This window comes from Mycolicibacter terrae (assembly GCF_010727125.1).
Lineage (GTDB): Bacteria > Actinomycetota > Actinomycetes > Mycobacteriales > Mycobacteriaceae > Mycobacterium > Mycobacterium terrae.
Window position 1 is genome coordinate 442044 of sequence record NZ_AP022564.1, and the last position, 17195, is coordinate 459238.

Genomic DNA, 17195 nt, shown 5'->3' on the forward strand with positions numbered 1-17195 from the left:
CGCGGGTAACACGGTGGTAACCGCCAACCTACCCGGAGCAGCGACCCCCCGGTAGCTGGGCGGCGTTGGCACTGAGCCACTGGGTCATCTGGTTGAGCGCGGCCACCCCGGAATCGAAGCTGCCGTCCTTCGGTTCGGCGGCCAGTGCCACAGCCAACGACCCGGCCGGGGTGCCGACGATGCCGAACTGCCGCACCAGGTAGCCGCCACCGGGGCCGGGCCCCCAGCCGCCCTTGGTCGGGGCGCCGATGGTGGCCAGCCCCCAGCGCTGGTTGGGCACGGTGTTGCGCATCAGGCCGACCACGGGTGCGGCCGCGGCCATGCACGGCAGGTGGGCAGCGAACACCGCCTGGCGGGCCAGCGGCCACTGGGTCTGGCCGAACGCGCTGAACTCGGGCCGCAGCCGTCGGGATTCGACCGCGGTGCCGGTGTCCCCGCCTGCTCGCAGGACGGCCTGCACCTGCTGGGCGGCCTGGGGCGCCGGACCCAGTGAGGACCACAGCTGCTCGGCGGCGTCGTTGTCGGAGGCGGTGACGGCCCGGGCGGCCAGATCCTGCGCGTTGGGGCGGTTGGCGTGAATCGCCGCGATCGCCAGTGGCACCTTGATGGTCGACCAGGCGACTCCGTTCTGCAGGGAACCGAGGGTGCCCGCCTGGTTCTGGCCGACCGGGGCATAGGCGATGCCGACGTTGGCCGGGATGGTGTTGGCCAGCTGCGCGAAGCCGGCCTGCAGGGAATCGGCGGAGGCGGGCGAGGCCAGAGCCAGGGTCGTGATGACGGCCAGGGCCGCGACGAGTGCTCGGCGGACTGCGGGCATTGACTCAGTATTGCGCGCCGAGCGGCCGGATCGGTGGTGGCGCGGCGGGCGGGTCGGCCGGTGCATGACCGCGAGGCTGCAGTTGTCGAGCGGTCTACCCGCACTTCTGCGCGCCAACTACAGCTTCGCGGGGGAGATCCGGAACACCGGATCGGCGCACTCGACTCCCTCGGCGGTCAACACCCGCTTGAGCACCTTGAACGTCTCGGTGCGGGGGAGCTCGGCGGCCACCCGCACATACGAGGGCCACTGCTTGGGCCCGAGATCGGGCTGCTCGGACAGGAAAGCGCGGAAGTCGTCGGCGTCGAACGACGCCCCGCGGGCCAACACCAGTGCGGCCATCACCTGATCGCCCACCGCCGGGTCCGGGATCGGATACACCGCCACCTGCGCGACAGCGTTGTGCCGCAGCAGGATCCGCTCGATCGGCGCGGTGCCCAGGTTCTCGCCGTCCACCCGCATCCAGTCCCCGAGCCGGCCGGCGAAGTAGGCGTAGCCGGCTTCGTCGCGGTACGCCAGGTCGCCCGAGTGATAGATGCCGCCGGCCATCCGTGCCGCCTCGGCGTCGGGATCGCGGTAGTAGCCGCGGAACTGCCCACGCCCACTGGTGTTCACCAGTTCACCCACCACGCCGGGCGGGCACTCCTGGCCGGTTTCGACGTCGACGATCGCGTTCCCGTCGACCAGTGGACCCAGTGCTCCGGCCGGGGTGTCGGGCGTGCGCCCGATCGCCACCCCGCCCTCGGTGGAGCCGAAGGCGTCGACGACGGTGCAGCCGAACCGATCCGCGAACCGCTCCAGATCCCGCGGCGCCCCCTCGTTCCCGTAGAGCAACCGAAGCGGGTTGTCGGCGTCGTCGGGCTGCGGCGGGGTGGCCAGCACGTATGACAGCGGCTTGCCCACGTAGTTGGCATAGGTGGCGCCGAAGCGGCGCACGTCGGGAATGAACCCGGATGCGGAGAACTTGCGCCGCAACGCGATCGAGGCGCCCGCGGCCACCGCCACCGACCAGCCCGCCATCACCGCGTTGGAGTGGAACATCGGCATCGACAGGTAGCAGACATCCGAGGGACCCAGCCCGAACCGCTGCGAGAGCATGACCCCGGGGAAGGCTGCCTTCCACTGTGTGCAGCGCACCGCCTTCGGATCACCACTGGTGCCGGAGGTGAAGATCAGCATGAACAGCTCATCGGGACCGGCCTCGCGGAACGTAACCGGAGTGTCGTCGTAGTCAGCCAATTCCGCTGCCCACGAGGCTGATTCGATGTCGACCGCACCCGGAACGCTGGCATCGGTGCTGTGGTCGGTCAGCACCAGCTGGCAGTCGGAGTGGGCCACATCGCGCTTCAGGGCCGCCCCCCGGCGGGTGGGGTTCAAACCCACCGGGACAAGTCCGGTCAGCGCGGCCGCCACCAGCATCTCCGAGAAGAACGGGGTATTGCCCAACAGCACACCGACGTGCGGGGGCTTGCCGGGGTCGAGCCGCGCTCGAAGCGCGGCCCCCAGCCGGGCTCCGGCCGCGAGGTGGTCGCGCCAGCTGATGAATGAGTCCTCGAAATACACCCCCCGGTCGTCCACCTCGGCCAGCGCGGCCAACAGTCCGGTGACCGTGACCTGTTCGTCGATGAGAGCCGGTGCTGACATAGGCGTCAGATTAATGCTGCAATGGTGCGGTGACTGATATCGAGGCGATAGACGCCATCAAACAGGTCAAGTACCGCTACCTGCGCGCGCTGGACACCAAGCATTGGGACGACTTCGCGGCCACCTTGGCCGAGGACGTCACCGCCGACTACGGCAAGTCGATGGGCAGCGACCACACCTTCACCGACCGCGACTCGCTGGTGGAGTTCATGCGGAACTCGCTGCCGGCAACGATCATCAGCGAGCACCGGGTCAACCACCCCGAGATCACCCTCACCGGGCCGGACGCCGCCACCGGCATCTGGTACCTGCAGGACCGGGTGATCATTCCCGACTACAACCTGATGCTGATCGGCGCCGCGTTCTACCACGACACCTACCGCCGCGCCGCCGACGGCTGGAAGATCAGCTCCACCGGCTACCAGCGCACCTACGACGCCACCATGCCGTTGTCGGATATTCCCGGGTTCAAGGTGACGTTCGGGGAAGCGCTGCACCGCTGAGTCGCCTAGACCGGGGTTTCGGCCAGCTCGCGTCCGATCGCCAGCAGCTGCCCGGTGGCACCCCCGAGCGCGAACTCGGTCTGCTTGGCGGCCAGGAAGTAACGGTGGATCGGATGGTCGGTGTCGATGCCGACCCCGCCGTGGATGTGGACGATGCTGTGCGCCACCCGATGTCCGGCTTCGGCCGCCCAGAACGCGGCCGTGGCCACCTCACTGGCCGCGGGCAGCCCTTCGCCGACCCGCCAGGCCGCCTGGGTCAGCGTGAGTCGCAGGCCCTTCACATCGATGTATCCGTCGGCCAGCCGTTGCGACACAGCCTGGAAGCTGCCGATCGGCTTGTCGAACTGCTCCCGCTCGCGGGCGTATTCAGCGGTCAGGGCCAGACCGCGCTCCAGCACGCCCAACTGGTAGGCGCTGTGGCCCAGCGCCGTCAGGCTGGTCAGGTAGTCGAGCACCTCGGTACCGCCGACGAGGCGGCCGGTCTCCAACTCGGTCCCGGACAGCTCAAGGTGTCCGACACTGCCCAGGCCGGTGGTGGCCAGCGGGGTCACTGTCACGCCCGGGTCGGTGGCGGCCACCAGGAAGACACCGGTGCCGGAATCGGTTTCGGCCGGCACCAGGAAGGCGTCGGCCACCGGCGCGAAGCCGACTTGGGTGCGGGTGCCGGTGAGCCGGAAACCGGAGTCGGTGCCGGCAGCCCGGACCGGGCCCTCGCCCATGTCGCCGTCGAGCGCGGCGGTGAGGATCTTCTCGCCGGCCACAGCCGGTGCACCCCATGCCTGCTGAAGCTCCACGGAGCCGAACTTGGCCAGCGTCCCGGCCGCCAGCACCACCGATGCCAGATAAGGCACCGCGGCCAGCTGGCGTCCCAGCGCGGTCAGGATCGCCGCCTGCTCCAGCACGCCGTACCCGCCGCCACCCAGTGACTCGCTCGCCGCGCTGGACACGACATCGGCGTCGACGAGCTTGCGCCACAGCCCGGTGTCGAAGCGCTGCTCCAACCCGTCCAGCTCGCGCTGGTGCTCGGGGGTGCACACCGCATCGACGATGGTCCCGACCAAGCCTGAGAGATCTTGTGCTGCCTCGGTTGTGGAGAAGTCCATAACGAATCCTTTACCGGTTGCGGGGGAGGCCCAGGGCCACCATGCCGATGATGTCGCGCTGCACCTCGTTGGTGCCGCCGCCGAAGGTCAGGATCAGGCACGCCCGGTGCATGCGCTCCACCCGGCCGCGCAGCAGCGCGCCGGGGGAGTCCTGGCGCACGGTCGCGGCGGTGCCGAGCACCTCCATCAGCAGCCGGTAGGCCTCGGTGGCCAGTTCGGTGCCGAACACCTTGGCCGCCGAAGCGTCCGCCGGGGACGGGGCGGCGTCGGATGCGGACGCCAGCTCCCAGTTGATCAGCTTGAGCACCTCGGCCTTGGCGAGCACCCGGGCCAGGTTGAGCTGCACCCACTGCGCGTCGATGATCCGGTTGCCCTGGGCATCTTTGGTGTTCTGCGCCCAGTCGCGAACCTCGTCGAGCGCGACGATGATCGGCTGCGCCGACACCAGTGCGACCCGCTCGTGGTTGAGCTGGTTGGTCACCAGCTTCCAGCCCGCGTTCTCCTCGCCGACCAGGTTGGCCGCCGGCACCCGAACATCGGAGTAGTAGGTGGCGCTGGTATCCGGACCGGCCATGGTGTGCACCGGTGTCCAGGAGAAACCCTCCGCGCTGGTGGGCACGATCAGCATCGAGATACCACGGTGCTTCTTGGCCTCGGGGTTGGTCCGCGCCGCCAGCCACACGTAGTCGGCGTAGGCGATCAGCGACGTCCACATCTTCTGGCCGTTGATGACGTACTCATCGCCGTCACGGACCGCGGTGGTGCGCAGCGAGGCCAGGTCGGTACCGGCGCCCGGCTCGGAGTAGCCGATCGCGAAATGCAGCTCACCGGCGGCGATCTTGGGCAGGAAGAACTTCTTCTGCTCCTCGGTGCCGAACGCCATGATCGTCGGGGCGACGCTGTTGATGGTCAGAAACGGCACCGGGGCCCCGGCGATCGCGGCCTCATCGGTGAAGATCAGCTGATCCATTGCCGAACGCGCCTGGCCGCCGTACTCCCTGGGCCAGCTCAGCGTCAGCCAGCCGTCTTGACCCATCTGGGCGACGGTGTCGCGATACACGGTTCCGGTGCCGTACTCGCCCTGCGTGGAACTCAAGGCCTCACGACGCTCCGGGGTCATCAGCGTCGTGAAATACGAGCGCAGTTCGCGACGCAGGTCCTCCTGCTCAGCGGTGTAACTGATCTGCATCGGGTCGTCCTTCACTGGTGATCGGGGTCACGATAAAATTCTCGTCGACAGCCCGTTGTAACACGTTCTAGTCGCTAGGGTCCAGTGGCCCTATCTCCTCGTGTACGGCTGCTGTTGGATCGTATGGTGGCATTAGCGGACAACGACGGGCCAAGCTTTGGGCCGTCCCGGGCTTTTCGAGGAGAGCGTCATGCGCGTTGAGGTGGACCTGGATCGTTGCGAGGGCAACGCGATTTGCGTGGGAATCGACCCCGACCTGTTCGAACTGAACGACGATGAGCAGGCCGTCGTCAAGGTCGCGCCGATCCCGGCGGACCGGGAAGCCCACGCCATGCAGGCTATCGCCGAATGCCCCCGGGCCGCGCTGCGCCGGGTCGAGGACTAGTCTGCCACCGGCACGGACTAGAGGTATTCATAACCGCGGTCGACGAGGGCGCCGCGATGGACAGGAGCGGCGTACATGACTGCGAACGACAATGCGACCGATCTGACCGGCAAGGTCGCGGTGGTCACCGGCGCGGCCGCCGGGCTGGGCCGGGCCGAAGCCATCGGGCTGGCCCGCTCCGGGGCGACGGTGGTGGTCAACGACATCGCGTCGGCGCTGGGCGCCTCCGATGTGATCGACCAGATCGCCGCGGCCGGTGGCAAGGGCGTGCCGGTGGCCGGTGACATCAGCCAGCGCTCCACCGCCGACGACCTCGTCAGCACCGCCGACGGCCTGGGCGGGTTGAGCATCGTCGTCAACAATGCCGGAATCACCCGGGACCGGATGCTGTTCAACATGTCCGACGACGACTTTGACGCCGTGATCGCGGTGCACCTGCGCGGGCACTTCCTGCTGACCCGCAACGCGGCCGCCTACTGGCGGCAGAAGGCCAAGGAATCAGGCGGAACCGTATACGGCCGGATCGTCAACACCTCCTCGGAGGCGGGGCTGATGGGGCCGGTGGGGCAAGCCAATTACGGCGCGGCCAAGGCGGGGATCACCGCATTGACGTTGTCCGCGAGCCGGGCCTTGAGCCGCTACGGCGTCACGGCCAACGCGATCTGCCCGCGCGCCCGCACCGCGATGACCGCCGATGTCTTCGGTGAGGCCAAGGTCGGGGATGGCGAGATCGACCCGCTGTCGCCCGAACATGTGGTGACCCTGGTCGGTTTCCTTTCCTCCCCGGCGTCGGCGTCGGTCAATGGCCAGGTGTTCGTGGTCTATGGACCTGAGGTGACGCTGATGGCCGCGCCAACGGTGGAGCGACGGTTCCGCGCCGACGGCGAGGCGTGGGACCCCGCCGGGCTGTCGGACATGCTGGCGAATTACTTCGCCGGCCGGGACCCGGGCCGGACGTTCTCCGCCACCGAATTGATGGACACCGATTAGAAGGCGATGAGAACGCTATTAGAACGCGTTCCAGCGAGGCGTGGGTCACAATGCGCTTGACCAGCATAAATAACCCATGAATATCCGCTAAAGGTGTCCTTTGACACTGCGAACGTGTTCTAGTTAGTATGATCCGGCTCACGCGGGGCAGCGTCTGAATATCGACGAACGATGCCGCCTGCACGACATAGCCGGATACAGTTTTGCGACCGCCGGCAGCCCGGAGGCCCGACTGGGGGAAGGACGAGTCTTGATCGAACAGCTCACGGTTCCGGCTCGGGCCGTGGGCGGTTTCGTAGAGATGTCGCTGGCGACATTCCGGGCGATGTTTCGCCGGCCGTTCCAATACCGTGAGTTCCTCGACCAGACCTGGATGATCGCCCGGGTGTCGCTGGTGCCGACCCTGCTGGTCGCGATCCCCTTCACCGTGCTGGTGGCGTTCACCATCAACATCCTGCTGCGGGAGATCGGCGCCGCCGACCTGTCCGGCGCCGGGACCGCATTCGGCACCATCACCCAGCTGGGCCCGGTGGTCACCGTGCTGGTGGTGGCCGGTGCCGGCGCCACCGCGATCTGCGCGGACCTGGGCGCGCGCACCATCCGCGAAGAGATCGACGCGATGCGGGTGCTCGGCATCGACCCGATCCAGCGGCTGGTGGTACCCCGGGCGCTGGCCTCGACGTTCGTCGCGCTGCTGCTCAACGGCCTGGTGTGCGCGATCGGCCTGGTCGGGGGCTATGTATTCTCCGTCTTTCTGCAGGGCGTCAACCCGGGCGCCTTCATCAACGGGCTGACCGTGCTGACCGGGCTCGGGGAGCTGGTGATGGCCGAGATCAAGGCGCTGCTGTTCGGCACCGCCGCCGGGCTGATCGGGTGCTACCGCGGGCTGACCGCCAAGGGCGGTCCGCAGGGGGTCGGCAACGCGGTCAACGAGACCGTCGTCTACGCCTTCATCTGTCTGTTCGTCATCAACGTCGTCATGACCGCGATCAGCGTGCGGGTGCTGGTCAAATGAGTTACGACGCCACGCTGCGATTCCGGCGGCTGTTCCGGTGGGCGCCCAAGGCCTACGACAACTTCGGCGAGCAGGCCCTGTTCTACGCCGAGTCGATTCGTTACGTGCCCAACGCGCTGACCAAGTACCGCAAGGAAACGGTCCGGCTGATCGCCGAGATCACCATGGGCACCGGCGCGCTGGCGATCATCGGCGGCACGGTCGGGGTGGCCACCTTCTTGACCCTGGCCTCCGGCGGCGTGATCGCGGTGCAGGGATTCTCGTCGCTGGGCAACATCGGCATCGAGGCGTTGACCGGGTTCCTGTCGGCGTTCCTCAACGTGCGCATCGTCGCGCCCGTGGTGGCTGGGATCGCGCTCGCGGCCACCATCGGCGCCGGCACCACCGCCCAGCTCGGCGCCATGCGAGTCGCCGAGGAGATCGACGCCGTCGAATCTATGGCGGTACACGCGGTGTCGTATCTGGTATCCACCCGGCTGGTGGCGGGCCTGATCGCGATCATCCCGCTGTACTCGCTGTCGGTGCTGGCGGCGTTCTTCGCGGCCCGGTCCACCACGGTGTTCATCAACGCGCAGTCGCCCGGCCTTTACGACCACTACTTTGATACCTTCCTTATTCCGACCGACCTACTGTGGTCCTTCCTGCAGGCGATCATCATGTCGATCGCGGTGATGCTGGTGCACACCAACTACGGCTTCAACGCGGCCGGCGGACCCGTCGGCGTGGGTATCGCGGTGGGTCAGGCGGTGCGCACGTCGCTGGTGGTCGTGGTAGTCATTACGTTGTTCGTTTCACTCGCCGTCTACGGCGGGTCCGGTAACTTCAACCTCTCGGGATAGCAAGGACATACGGGTGGAAAACGGATCGAGGCGTACCCAGGTGCGGATTGCCGCGGCAGTCCTGGGTGCGCTCCTGGTTGCCGCCACCGTCTTCACCTATCTGTCCTATGTCTCCGTCTTCAGCTCCACCGATAAGGTCACCGTCACGTCGCCGCGGGCCGGCCTGGTGATGGAGAGGGACGCCAAGGTCAAATACCGCGGTATCCAGATCGGCAAGGTCAAGGAGATCACGTATCAGGGCCAGCAGGCCAAGCTCGCGCTGGCCATCGACAGCGCCGCGATGCGATACATCCCGTCGAACGCCGCCGTGCACATCGCCAGCAACACCATCTTCGGAGCCAAGGCGGTGGAGTTCATTCCGCCGCCGGTGCCGTCGGGTAAGGCATTGCGCAGCGGCGCCGATGTGCAGGCCTCCGACGTGCAGCTGGAAGCCAACACGCTGTTCCAGAAGTTGACCGATCTGCTGGACAAGATCGACCCGGTGCAGCTCAACGGATCTATCAGCGCGCTGGCCGAAGGATTGCGCGGCAACGGCGACAACCTGGGCGCGCTGCTGTCCGGGCTGAACGGCTACCTGGAGAAGCTCAACCCGAAACTGCCGCAGCTCCAGTCGGGTTTCGCCAAGACCGCGGTGGTCGGCAACATCTACGGGGACGCCGCGCCGGATCTGGTGACGATCTTCGACAATGTTCCGACGATCAGCAAGACGCTGGTCGACCAGCGCGACAACCTGAACAAGGCGCTGCTGGCGACCACCGGGCTGGCCAACAACGGCTACGACACGTTCGCGCCGGCCGCTGACGACTTCATCGCCGGCATCACCCGGTTCCGGGCGTTGGGCTCTCTGCTGGCCGAGTACTCGCCGGAGTTCGGCTGCCTGTTCCGGGGAATCCAAGGTGCGCTGGAGAAATTCGGTCCGTCGATCGGTGGCACCAAGCCGGCGCTCTACGTGCACTCCAGCTTCATCCCGGGCGCACCGGCCTACACCTATCCGGAGAGCCTGCCGGTGGCCAACGCGACCGGTGGCCCCAACTGTCGTGGCCTGCCGGACATTCCGAGCAAGCAGTACGGCGGCTCCTGGTTCCGGTCGCCGTTCCTGGTCACCGACAGCGCCTACATCCCGTTTCAGCCGAACACCGAGGTGCAGTTCGACGCCCCCTCCACCGCGCAGTTCCTGTTCAACGGCGCCTACGCGGAACGGGACGAGTACTGATGAACACCCGCGGAACCCTGATCCGGGTCGCCATCTTCACCGCCGCCATGCTGCTGGTCTCGGCAGGGCTGGTGGTGGTGTTCGGCGAGTTCCGGTTCGCGTCCAACCACACCTACCACGCCGACTTCACCACTGCCTCGCGGCTCAAGGGTGGCGAGGACGTGCGGATCGCCGGAATCCCGGTGGGCACGGTGAAGTCGGTCAAGTTGACGCCGGACAACAGCGTCAGCGTCACCTTCGACGTCAACAAGCGCTACCAGCTCTACGACTCGACCCGGGCGCTGATCCGCTACGAGAACCTGGTCGGCGACCGCTATCTGGAGATCGCCTCGGGGGCGGGCGACCTGCGAAAGCTGCCGCCCGGGGGAACCATCGCCCGGGAGCACACTCAGCCGGCGCTGGATCTGGATGCGCTGCTGGGCGGCATGCGCCCGGTGCTCAAGGGCCTGGACGGCAACAAGATCAACGAGATCAGCAACGCGATCATCGAACTGCTGCAGGGCCAGGGCGGCGCCCTGTCGCAGATGCTGGCCAACACGAGTTCGTTCACCACCACGCTGGCCTCCCGCGACCAGCTGATCGGCGACGTGATCAACAATCTCAACACCGTGCTGACCACTGTCGACGACAAGAGCGAGCAGTTCGACGCCACCGTCGACCGGCTGCAGCAACTCATCACCGGCCTGGCGCAGGGCAAGGACGCGATCGCCGGTGCGATCGGACCTTTGGCCAGCGTCGAGACCGACCTCACCGACACCCTGCGCCGCACTCGGCGCCCGCTGCAGGGCGTGATCGAGAACGCCCGGCCGCTGGCCACTGTGCTGGACAAGCGCAAGCAGGAACTCAACGACGTGATCGACCCGCTGGAAGAGAACTACCTGCGGCTCAATGCACTCGGCGCCTACGGCTCGTTCTTCAACATCAATTACTGCACGGTCTCGATGAAGTTCAACGGCCCCGCCGGCAGCGACATCATCTTGCCGATGGGTGGCCAGACCGACACCACCAAGGGGAGGTGCTCTCCTGTCAAGAATTGATCGCGTAAACCCGGTTCGCACCGGAACTTTGGGCATCGCACTGGTGGCATGCCTGCTCTTGGTCTCATTCGGTTACACCAGCCTGCCGTTCTTTCCGCAGGGCAAGATCTACCAGGGCTACTTCGCCGACGCCGGCGGGATCATTCCGGGCAACGACGTCACGGTGTCGGGTATCCGGGTGGGCAAGGTGACCAAGGTGGCGCTGGACGGAGCCAGTGCGAAGATCAGCTTCACCGTCGACCGTGAGGTCCGGGTGGGCGATCAGTCGCTGGCCGCCATCCGCACCGATACCGTGCTGGGCGAGAAAGCACTGTCGGTCACGCCGGGCGGATCCGGCTCGGTCACCACGATCCCGTTGGAACGCACCCGGGCGCCCTACACACTCAACAACGCGCTGCAGGACCTCGGCGGCAACGTCCGCGACCTGGACAAGCCGCGGTTCGAGCAGGCGCTGGGCGTGCTCACCGACTCGATGCGCGATGCGACGCCGCAGTTGCGCGGAGCGCTGGACGGGGTGGCGGCGCTGTCTCGCAGCATCAACCGACGCGACGAAGCGCTGGATCAGTTGCTGAGCCACGCCAAGTCGGTCACCGGGGTGCTGAATCAGCGCGCCGGCCAGGTCAACAGCTTGGTGCTCGACGGCAACCAACTCTTCGCCGCCCTGGACGAGCGCCGGCAGGCTCTCGGTGCGCTGATCGCCGGCATCGACGATGTGTCGCACCAGCTTTCGGGTTTCGTCGGTGACAACCAGAACGAGATCGGGCCGACCCTGAAAAAACTCAACCTGGTGCTGGACAACATGATCGAGCGCAAGGACCGGATCGCCGGGGCGCTGGACCGGTTGCCCGGGTACGCCACCACGCTCGGTGAGGTGGTGGCCTCGGGTCCGGGTTTCCAGATCAACCTCTACGGCCTGCCGCCGCCCACCTTGTCAGAGGTGCTGCTCGACATCTACTTCCAACCCGGGAAGATCCCGGACAGCCTGGCCGACTATCTGCGCGGGATGATCTCCGAGCGCACCGTGATTAAGCCGAAGTCGCCATGACGCGCCCGACCTTGCGGATCGTGCTCGCCGCGGTGCTGGCCGTGCTGCTGGCCGCCGGCGTGTACGTGGTGCTGCCCGCACAGCGCGGCTATCGGATCACCGGCTACTTCGCCTCGGCGGTGGGCCTGTACCCGGGTGACGACGTCCGGGTGGTCGGGGTTCCGGTCGGCCGGATCGAATCGATCGAACCGCGCGCCGAGAACGTCAAGATCACCATGTCGGTGAACCGGGACGTGCCGTTGCCCGCCGATGTGCACGCGGTGATGATCGCGCCGAACATCGTCTCGGCGCGGGTCATTCAGTTGGCTCCGGCCTACACCGGCGGCGAGCGGCTGGCCGAGGGCGCGGTGCTCGACGAAGACCGCACCGCGGTGCCGGTCGAGTGGGACGAGGTCAAGCAGGAGCTGACCCAGCTGAGCGCGCAACTGGCGCCCGAACAGGGCAAGCTCAACGGCGCGCTGAGCACGTTCGTCAACCAGGCCGCCGACACCTTCGACGGCAACGGCGACTCGTTCCGCAGCGCCCTGCGGGAGCTGTCGGCGACCACCGGCCGGCTCGGGGACTCGCGCACCGACCTGTTCGGCACCGTCAAGAACCTGCAGGTGCTGGTCGACGCGCTGTCGGGCAGCAATGAACAGATCGTGCAGTTCACCGACCATGTCGCGGCGGTATCGGCGGTGCTGGCCGACAGCTCTGTCGACCTGGACGTCACGCTGGGCACCCTCAACCAGGCGCTGCGCGACGTGCGGGGCTTCCTGCACGACAACAACGACGCATTGATTGCTCAGGTCAACAAGCTCTCGGAGTTCACCAAGGTCCTCAGTGACCAGAGCGAGAACTTCGAGCAGGCGCTGCACATCACCCCGCACGGCCTGGTCAACTTCTACCAGATCTACAACCCCGCGCAGGGCACCTTGAGCGGCCTGCTGTCCCTGCCCGACTTCGCCAACCCGGTGCAGTTCATCTGCGGCGGTATCTTCGACGTCGGTTCGGTCCCGGACAACTTCAAGCGGGCGGAGATCTGCAAGGAGCGGATGGGCCCGGTCATGCGCAGGTGGGCGATGAACTTCGTGCCGTTCCTGATGCATCCGATCAACTCGATCACCGCCTACAAGGGCCAGATCATCTACGACACCCCGGCGACCGAGGCCAAGGCGCAGACTCCGGTGCCCTATCTGAAGTGGATGCCCGCGCCGGGCGTCACGCCGCCGAACAGCGACGATGTCGCCGCGCTATTCCTGCCGCCGCCGGCGCCGGGTCAGTTGGGCAACGCCCCCGGGCCGACCGGCCCGCAGCAGCCCGGAGCCGGCGCACCACGGGAGGGCGGATGAGTGTGAAATCTGTTGCCCGCGTCGTCAGGCGGGCCGGGCGACGCGGCGCGGCGCTGGGCGCCGGGGCGCTGGTGCTGTCCGGCTGCCAGTTCGGCGGGCTGAACTCGCTGAACATGCCGGGCACCGCCGGCCACGGGCCGGGGTCCTACAGCATCACCGTGCACCTGCCGGATGTGACCACACTGCCGCAGAACTCGCCGGTGATGGTCGACGATGTCACCGTGGGCAGCGTCTCCGGCCTGCAGGCCGTGCAGCAGCCCGACGGCAGCTTCTACGCGGCGGTCAAACTGTCGCTGGACGCCCAAGTCACGCTGCCGGCCAACGCCACCGCCAAGGTCGCCCAGACCTCGCTGCTGGGATCCCAGCACATCGAGCTCTCCGAACCGCACGACGAACCCGCGGTCGGCAGGCTCGCGCCCGGCGATCAGATTCCGCTGAGCCGGACCGGTCGCTACCCCAGCACCGAAGAAGTGCTGTCGTCGCTGGGTGTGGTGGTGAACCAGGGCAATCTCGGTGCGCTGCAAGACATCACCGACGAGGCGTACGCCGCGGTCGCCGGCCGGGCCGGCACCTTCGCCGGGCTGATACCCCGGCTGGTCGAGCTCACCGCGTCGCTGGACCGTCAGGCCCACGACATCATCGCCGCCGCCGAGGGCCTGAACCGGATCGGGGTGACGCTGGCGCGCAGCGCCCCCAGTCTGGCGCGGGCGCTGGAGACCATGCCGGCCGCGCTGCAGGTACTCAACGACAACCGCTCCAACATCGTCGACGCATTCGGGGCGCTGCAGCGGTTGGCGACGGTCGGGTCGCGGATCCTGACCGAGACCAAAGAGGACTTCGCCGCCGACATCAAGGACCTGTACCCGGTCATCAAAGCCTTCGCCGACAACGCCAACGAACTGGTGACAGCGTTCCCGTTCATCCCCACCTTCCCGTTCCCGTCGATGTACCTGCGGAACGCGGTGCGCGGCGACTTCCTCAACGTCTACGTCACGTTCGACATGACCCTGCGACGGTTCGGGGAGTCGGTGTTCACCACCGGGGCCTTCGACCCGAACATGCCGCACATGCACGACGTCCTCAACCCACCCGACTTCTTGATCGGTGAGATGGCGAACCTGTCCGGGCAGGCCGCCGACCCGTTCAAGATCCCGCCCGGCACGGCCGTCCGTTATGAGGAATGACCTGCGATGCTGACCCGCCTCGTTCGAATCCAACTCGGGATCTTCGCCGTGGTCACCGTGCTGGCCGTCGGTGCGATCTCGATCCTGTACCTGCATGCGCCGAGCCGGCTCGGTATCGGAACCTACACGGTGACCGCCGATTTCATCGGCGGCGGCGGAATCTACAAGAGCGCCAACGTCACCTACCGCGGCGTGACGGTGGGACGGGTGGAAGACGTCCGTCTCACCGACCACGGTATCGACGCGCAGATGCGGCTCAACAGCGCCACCAAGGTCCCGGGCAACGTCACCGCGACCGTCAAGAGCATGTCCGCGATCGGTGAGCAGTACATCGACCTGGTTCCGCCGCCAGACGCAGCGGCCGCGGGGGCGCTGCGCAACGGCGCGCGAATCGGCCAGGACCGCACCGCGATCGGCCAGGACATCGCCGGTCTGCTCGATCAAGCCCAGTCCCTGGTCAACAGCGTCGCCAACAGCCGCCTTCGCGATCTGCTGCGGAGCGCGTTCGAGGGGTTCAACGGGTCGGGGCAGGAACTGGCCAGGATGATCGCCTCGTCGAGACAGCTGGTCGACGAAGCCAACGCCAACTTCGAATCGACCGCGGGGTTGATCGACCAGTTCGAGCCGTTCCTGAACGCCCAGATCCGCAGCGGTGAGGACATCAAGAAGCTCAGCCGCTCGCTGGCGGCGGTCACCACCGAGGTGCGCAACGCCGACCCGCAGCTGCGCGAGGTGCTGCAGATCCTGCCGAGTGTCACCGACGAGGCCAACACCACGTTCAGCGGTATCCGCGCGTCGTTCCCGACGTTGGCGGCCAGCATCGCCAATTTCGGACGTGTCGGGGTGATCTACCGCAACTCGATCGAACAGGCGCTGGTGGTGTTCCCCGCGCTGATGGCCGCGTTGATGACCGTCGCCGGTGGCGTGCCGATGGAAGAGGGCGTCAAGCTGGACTTCAAGGTCGACATGCACGACCCGCCGCCGTGCACGGTCGGGTTCCTGCCGTTCACCGAGATGCGCACGCCGGCTGACGAGACCGTGCGTGAACTGCCGAAAGAGTTGTACTGCAAAGCGGCGCAGAACGATGCCACCGCGGTCCGGGGTGCCCGGAACTATCCGTGCATGGAGTACCCGGGCAAGCGGGCGCCGACCGTTCAGCAGTGCCGTGACCCGAAGGGTTTCGTCCCGATCGGTAGCAACGCCTGGCGCGGCCCGCCGGTCCCGTACGACACCCCGATCACCGACCCGCGGATGACCCACCCGATGAACAAGTTCCCCTACATCCCGCCGGGGTCCGACTACGACCCGGGCCCGCCGGTGGCGGCGCTGCCCCCGGGGGTGCCCGCCGGCCCGGGGCCGGCGGCCGTCCCGCCATACCCGCTGCCGTACCCGCCGAACGAGTTGGGGCCGAATCCACCGGCGCCGTGGCCCTATTACGCCCCGCCGGATCAGAACCTGCCGACCAACCCGGGCGGCAACGGCGGCCTGCCCGCCTACGGGCGCGACCCGGCGCCGGGGCCTGCGCCGGGACCGGGCCCCGGGCCGTTGCCGGCTGAGGCGCCGGCCCAGGCCAACGGGGTCGCCTACAGCAGCTATGACCAGCGCACCGGAAAGTTCGTCGACCCGGCGGGCAGCAGCGGAGTGTTCGTCTCCGGGGCCGAGAAATTTCTGCCCGCCGAGAACTGGGCTGACCTGATGCTCGCGCCGAGGCAGACGTGACCGATCCGGAGGAGACCAGGGCTCGTCGACGGGCCTCGCGGGCGGCCGGCCCAGCCGGTGATGTCGCCGACGCGGCCGCGACCGTGGTGCCGGTGCCCAGCCGGGCCGCCGTGCGGTCAGTTCGGCCGACCGGACCACCGCCGCGGCGTCGGGCCAACGCGCGGCAGGCCGCCGTCGTAGCGGGCGCCGCCGCCCTGGCGGCGTGCCTGGTGGTGGGCGGGCTGGTCGCCGTACTGCTGGTGCAGCACCGGCACGCGGCCGCGGCCGACAGTCGTGACCAGCGTTTCGTCGACACCGCGGTGCAGACCGTGCTGAACATGTACACCTACACGCCCGACACCATCAACGATCAGGTGGACCTCTTCGTTGCGGGCACCAGCGGTCCGCTGCGCGACACCATGGCCGGCAACGCGGAGAACCTCAAGGCGCTGCTGCGGGAGACCAAGCACAGCTCCGAGGCCGTGGTCAACGCCGCGGCGCTGGAGAGCCTCGACGACGTCGCCGGTAACGCCTCGGTTCTGGTGGCGATGCGCGCGACTGCCACCGATGTCGACGGCGTCAACAAGCCGTCGCAGCCGTACGCGCTGCGGATCATCGTGCACGAGGACGATGCCGGCAATATGAGCGCCTACGACCTCAAGTGGCCGGACGGCAGCCGATGAACCGCCGGTGGTCGGGGCTCGCCGCTGTGGTGGGGCTGCTCGGAGTCTTCGTGGGTCTGGGCGCCACCGCGGGCTCGCTGTATTGGAGCCGGGTCCAGGCGCGGGGAGAACAAGTGGCCCGCACCGAGCTGACCAAGCTGACGGTCGACGAGATTCCCAAGGTGCTCGGCTATGAGTACAAGACCGTGGAACGCAGCCTGACCGAGACCTACCCGATGTTCACCGGCGACTATCGCCGCGAGTTCGAGGCGCGGGCCGTCAACGAGATCATTCCGCAGGCGCGCGAGAAGCAGCTGGTCAACCAGGTCGACGTCGTCGGCGTAGGCGCCCTGGACGCCAAGCGGACCAGCGGTTCGGTGCTGGTCTTCGTCAACCGCACCGTGACCGGCAAGTCCAAGGAGAAGTTCTACGAGGGCAGTCGCCTGCGGGTCGACTTCCGCAAGATCGACCGCAAGTGGCTGATCAGCAATATCGCGCCGATCTAGCTGGGAGGCCGATCTAGTTGAGAGGATGGGCGCC

General features: G+C 67.5%; 17 protein-coding genes. 13 read left to right on the forward strand and 4 right to left on the reverse strand.

The features are described 5' to 3' along the window. Positions 1 to 28 precede the first annotated feature (28 nt). A complete protein-coding gene (locus G6N23_RS02135) occupies positions 29 to 817 on the reverse strand; it encodes a serine hydrolase (protein ID WP_019735986.1) in 789 nt (262 codons plus the stop codon). Positions 818 to 934: 117 nt separating this feature from the next. Then, positions 935 to 2461 (reverse strand): long-chain-fatty-acid--CoA ligase FadD17, encoded by a 1527-nt coding sequence (gene fadD17 / locus G6N23_RS02140; RefSeq protein ID WP_085261557.1) that lies wholly within the window; start codon positions 2459 to 2461, stop codon positions 935 to 937. A gap of 29 nt (positions 2462 to 2490) precedes the next feature. Here fadD17 and G6N23_RS02145 point away from each other — a divergent pair, with 29 nt between their 5' ends. Next, complete coding sequence (locus G6N23_RS02145; protein ID WP_085261558.1) at positions 2491 to 2964, forward strand: nuclear transport factor 2 family protein; 474 nt, start codon at positions 2491 to 2493, stop codon at positions 2962 to 2964. A 5-nt stretch (positions 2965 to 2969) separates the two neighbouring features. On the opposite strand, the gene G6N23_RS02150 is transcribed toward G6N23_RS02145, so the two are convergent. Then, positions 2970 to 4067 carry an acyl-CoA dehydrogenase family protein gene (locus G6N23_RS02150; protein WP_085261559.1) on the reverse strand — a complete coding sequence of 366 codons (1098 nt, stop codon included), beginning with the start codon at positions 4065 to 4067 and terminating at the stop codon, positions 2970 to 2972. Between the two features lie 10 nt (positions 4068 to 4077). After that, positions 4078 to 5256, reverse strand: a complete 1179-nt coding sequence (locus tag G6N23_RS02155; protein WP_085261845.1) for an acyl-CoA dehydrogenase family protein — start codon at positions 5254 to 5256, stop codon at positions 4078 to 4080. A 190-nt stretch (positions 5257 to 5446) separates the two neighbouring features. Here G6N23_RS02155 and G6N23_RS02160 point away from each other — a divergent pair, with 190 nt between their 5' ends. The 12 genes from G6N23_RS02160 to G6N23_RS02215 all read left to right on the forward strand — a co-directional run bounded on the left by G6N23_RS02160 (position 5447) and on the right by G6N23_RS02215 (position 17161). Further along, positions 5447 to 5641 (forward strand): ferredoxin, encoded by a 195-nt coding sequence (locus tag G6N23_RS02160; protein ID WP_085261560.1) that lies wholly within the window; start codon positions 5447 to 5449, stop codon positions 5639 to 5641. 75 nt (positions 5642 to 5716) lie between these two features. Beyond that, positions 5717 to 6631: a 3-oxoacyl-ACP reductase gene (locus G6N23_RS02165; protein WP_085261561.1), complete on the forward strand. Its 915-nt coding sequence runs from the start codon at positions 5717 to 5719 to the stop codon at positions 6629 to 6631. A gap of 250 nt (positions 6632 to 6881) precedes the next feature. Next, entirely contained in the window at positions 6882 to 7646 is a 765-nt protein-coding gene (locus G6N23_RS02170; RefSeq protein ID WP_083037638.1) for an MlaE family ABC transporter permease, read from the forward strand. Then, the gene (locus tag G6N23_RS02175; protein WP_083037510.1) at positions 7643 to 8485 is read left to right on the forward strand and encodes an ABC transporter permease; all 843 of its coding nucleotides are present in this window, start codon (positions 7643 to 7645) and stop codon (positions 8483 to 8485) included. Before G6N23_RS02170 ends, G6N23_RS02175 begins: the two co-directional genes overlap by 4 nt. Positions 8486 to 8498: 13 nt before the next feature. Then, complete coding sequence (locus G6N23_RS02180) at positions 8499 to 9698, forward strand: MCE family protein (protein ID WP_173675047.1); 1200 nt, start codon at positions 8499 to 8501, stop codon at positions 9696 to 9698. Further along, on the forward strand, positions 9698 to 10735 hold the full coding sequence (locus G6N23_RS02185; RefSeq protein ID WP_085261563.1) for an MCE family protein: 1038 nt from the start codon (positions 9698 to 9700) through the stop codon (positions 10733 to 10735). The genes G6N23_RS02180 and G6N23_RS02185 overlap by 1 nt, the downstream gene beginning before the upstream one ends. Then, entirely contained in the window at positions 10722 to 11780 is a 1059-nt protein-coding gene (locus G6N23_RS02190) for an MCE family protein (protein WP_085261846.1), read from the forward strand. Before G6N23_RS02185 ends, G6N23_RS02190 begins: the two co-directional genes overlap by 14 nt. Continuing rightward, complete coding sequence (locus G6N23_RS02195; RefSeq protein ID WP_085261564.1) at positions 11777 to 13111, forward strand: MCE family protein; 1335 nt, start codon at positions 11777 to 11779, stop codon at positions 13109 to 13111. The genes G6N23_RS02190 and G6N23_RS02195 overlap by 4 nt, the downstream gene beginning before the upstream one ends. Beyond that, complete coding sequence (locus G6N23_RS02200; RefSeq protein WP_085261565.1) at positions 13108 to 14295, forward strand: MCE family protein; 1188 nt, start codon at positions 13108 to 13110, stop codon at positions 14293 to 14295. Before G6N23_RS02195 ends, G6N23_RS02200 begins: the two co-directional genes overlap by 4 nt. A 6-nt stretch (positions 14296 to 14301) precedes the next feature. Further along, on the forward strand, positions 14302 to 16014 hold the full coding sequence (locus G6N23_RS02205) for an MCE family protein (RefSeq protein WP_085261566.1): 1713 nt from the start codon (positions 14302 to 14304) through the stop codon (positions 16012 to 16014). Beyond that, the gene (locus tag G6N23_RS02210) at positions 16011 to 16676 is read left to right on the forward strand and encodes an Rv1363c family protein (protein ID WP_085261567.1); all 666 of its coding nucleotides are present in this window, start codon (positions 16011 to 16013) and stop codon (positions 16674 to 16676) included. The genes G6N23_RS02205 and G6N23_RS02210 overlap by 4 nt, the downstream gene beginning before the upstream one ends. Then, a complete protein-coding gene (locus tag G6N23_RS02215; protein WP_085261847.1) occupies positions 16673 to 17161 on the forward strand; it encodes a mammalian cell entry protein in 489 nt (162 codons plus the stop codon). Before G6N23_RS02210 ends, G6N23_RS02215 begins: the two co-directional genes overlap by 4 nt. Positions 17162 to 17195 lie beyond the last annotated feature (34 nt).

Excerpts from the sequence above, each read along its gene's own strand:
- G6N23_RS02200 (WP_085261565.1), top strand. The coding sequence starts at position 13,108 with ATGAGTGTGAAATCTGTTGCCCGCGTCGTCAGGCGGGCCGGGCGACGC.
- G6N23_RS02205 (WP_085261566.1), top strand. The coding sequence starts at position 14,302 with ATGCTGACCCGCCTCGTTCGAATCCAACTCGGGATCTTCGCCGTGGTC.
- fadD17 (WP_085261557.1), bottom strand. The coding sequence starts at position 2,461 with ATGTCAGCACCGGCTCTCATCGACGAACAGGTCACGGTCACCGGACTG.
- G6N23_RS02160 (WP_085261560.1), top strand. The coding sequence starts at position 5,447 with ATGCGCGTTGAGGTGGACCTGGATCGTTGCGAGGGCAACGCGATTTGC.
- G6N23_RS02195 (WP_085261564.1), top strand. The coding sequence starts at position 11,777 with ATGACGCGCCCGACCTTGCGGATCGTGCTCGCCGCGGTGCTGGCCGTG.
- G6N23_RS02215 (WP_085261847.1), top strand. The coding sequence starts at position 16,673 with ATGAACCGCCGGTGGTCGGGGCTCGCCGCTGTGGTGGGGCTGCTCGGA.
- G6N23_RS02155 (WP_085261845.1), bottom strand. The coding sequence starts at position 5,256 with ATGCAGATCAGTTACACCGCTGAGCAGGAGGACCTGCGTCGCGAACTG.
- G6N23_RS02150 (WP_085261559.1), bottom strand. The coding sequence starts at position 4,067 with ATGGACTTCTCCACAACCGAGGCAGCACAAGATCTCTCAGGCTTGGTC.
- G6N23_RS02185 (WP_085261563.1), top strand. The coding sequence starts at position 9,698 with ATGAACACCCGCGGAACCCTGATCCGGGTCGCCATCTTCACCGCCGCC.
- G6N23_RS02135 (WP_019735986.1), bottom strand. The coding sequence starts at position 817 with ATGCCCGCAGTCCGCCGAGCACTCGTCGCGGCCCTGGCCGTCATCACG.
- G6N23_RS02165 (WP_085261561.1), top strand. The coding sequence starts at position 5,717 with ATGACTGCGAACGACAATGCGACCGATCTGACCGGCAAGGTCGCGGTG.
- G6N23_RS02175 (WP_083037510.1), top strand. The coding sequence starts at position 7,643 with ATGAGTTACGACGCCACGCTGCGATTCCGGCGGCTGTTCCGGTGGGCG.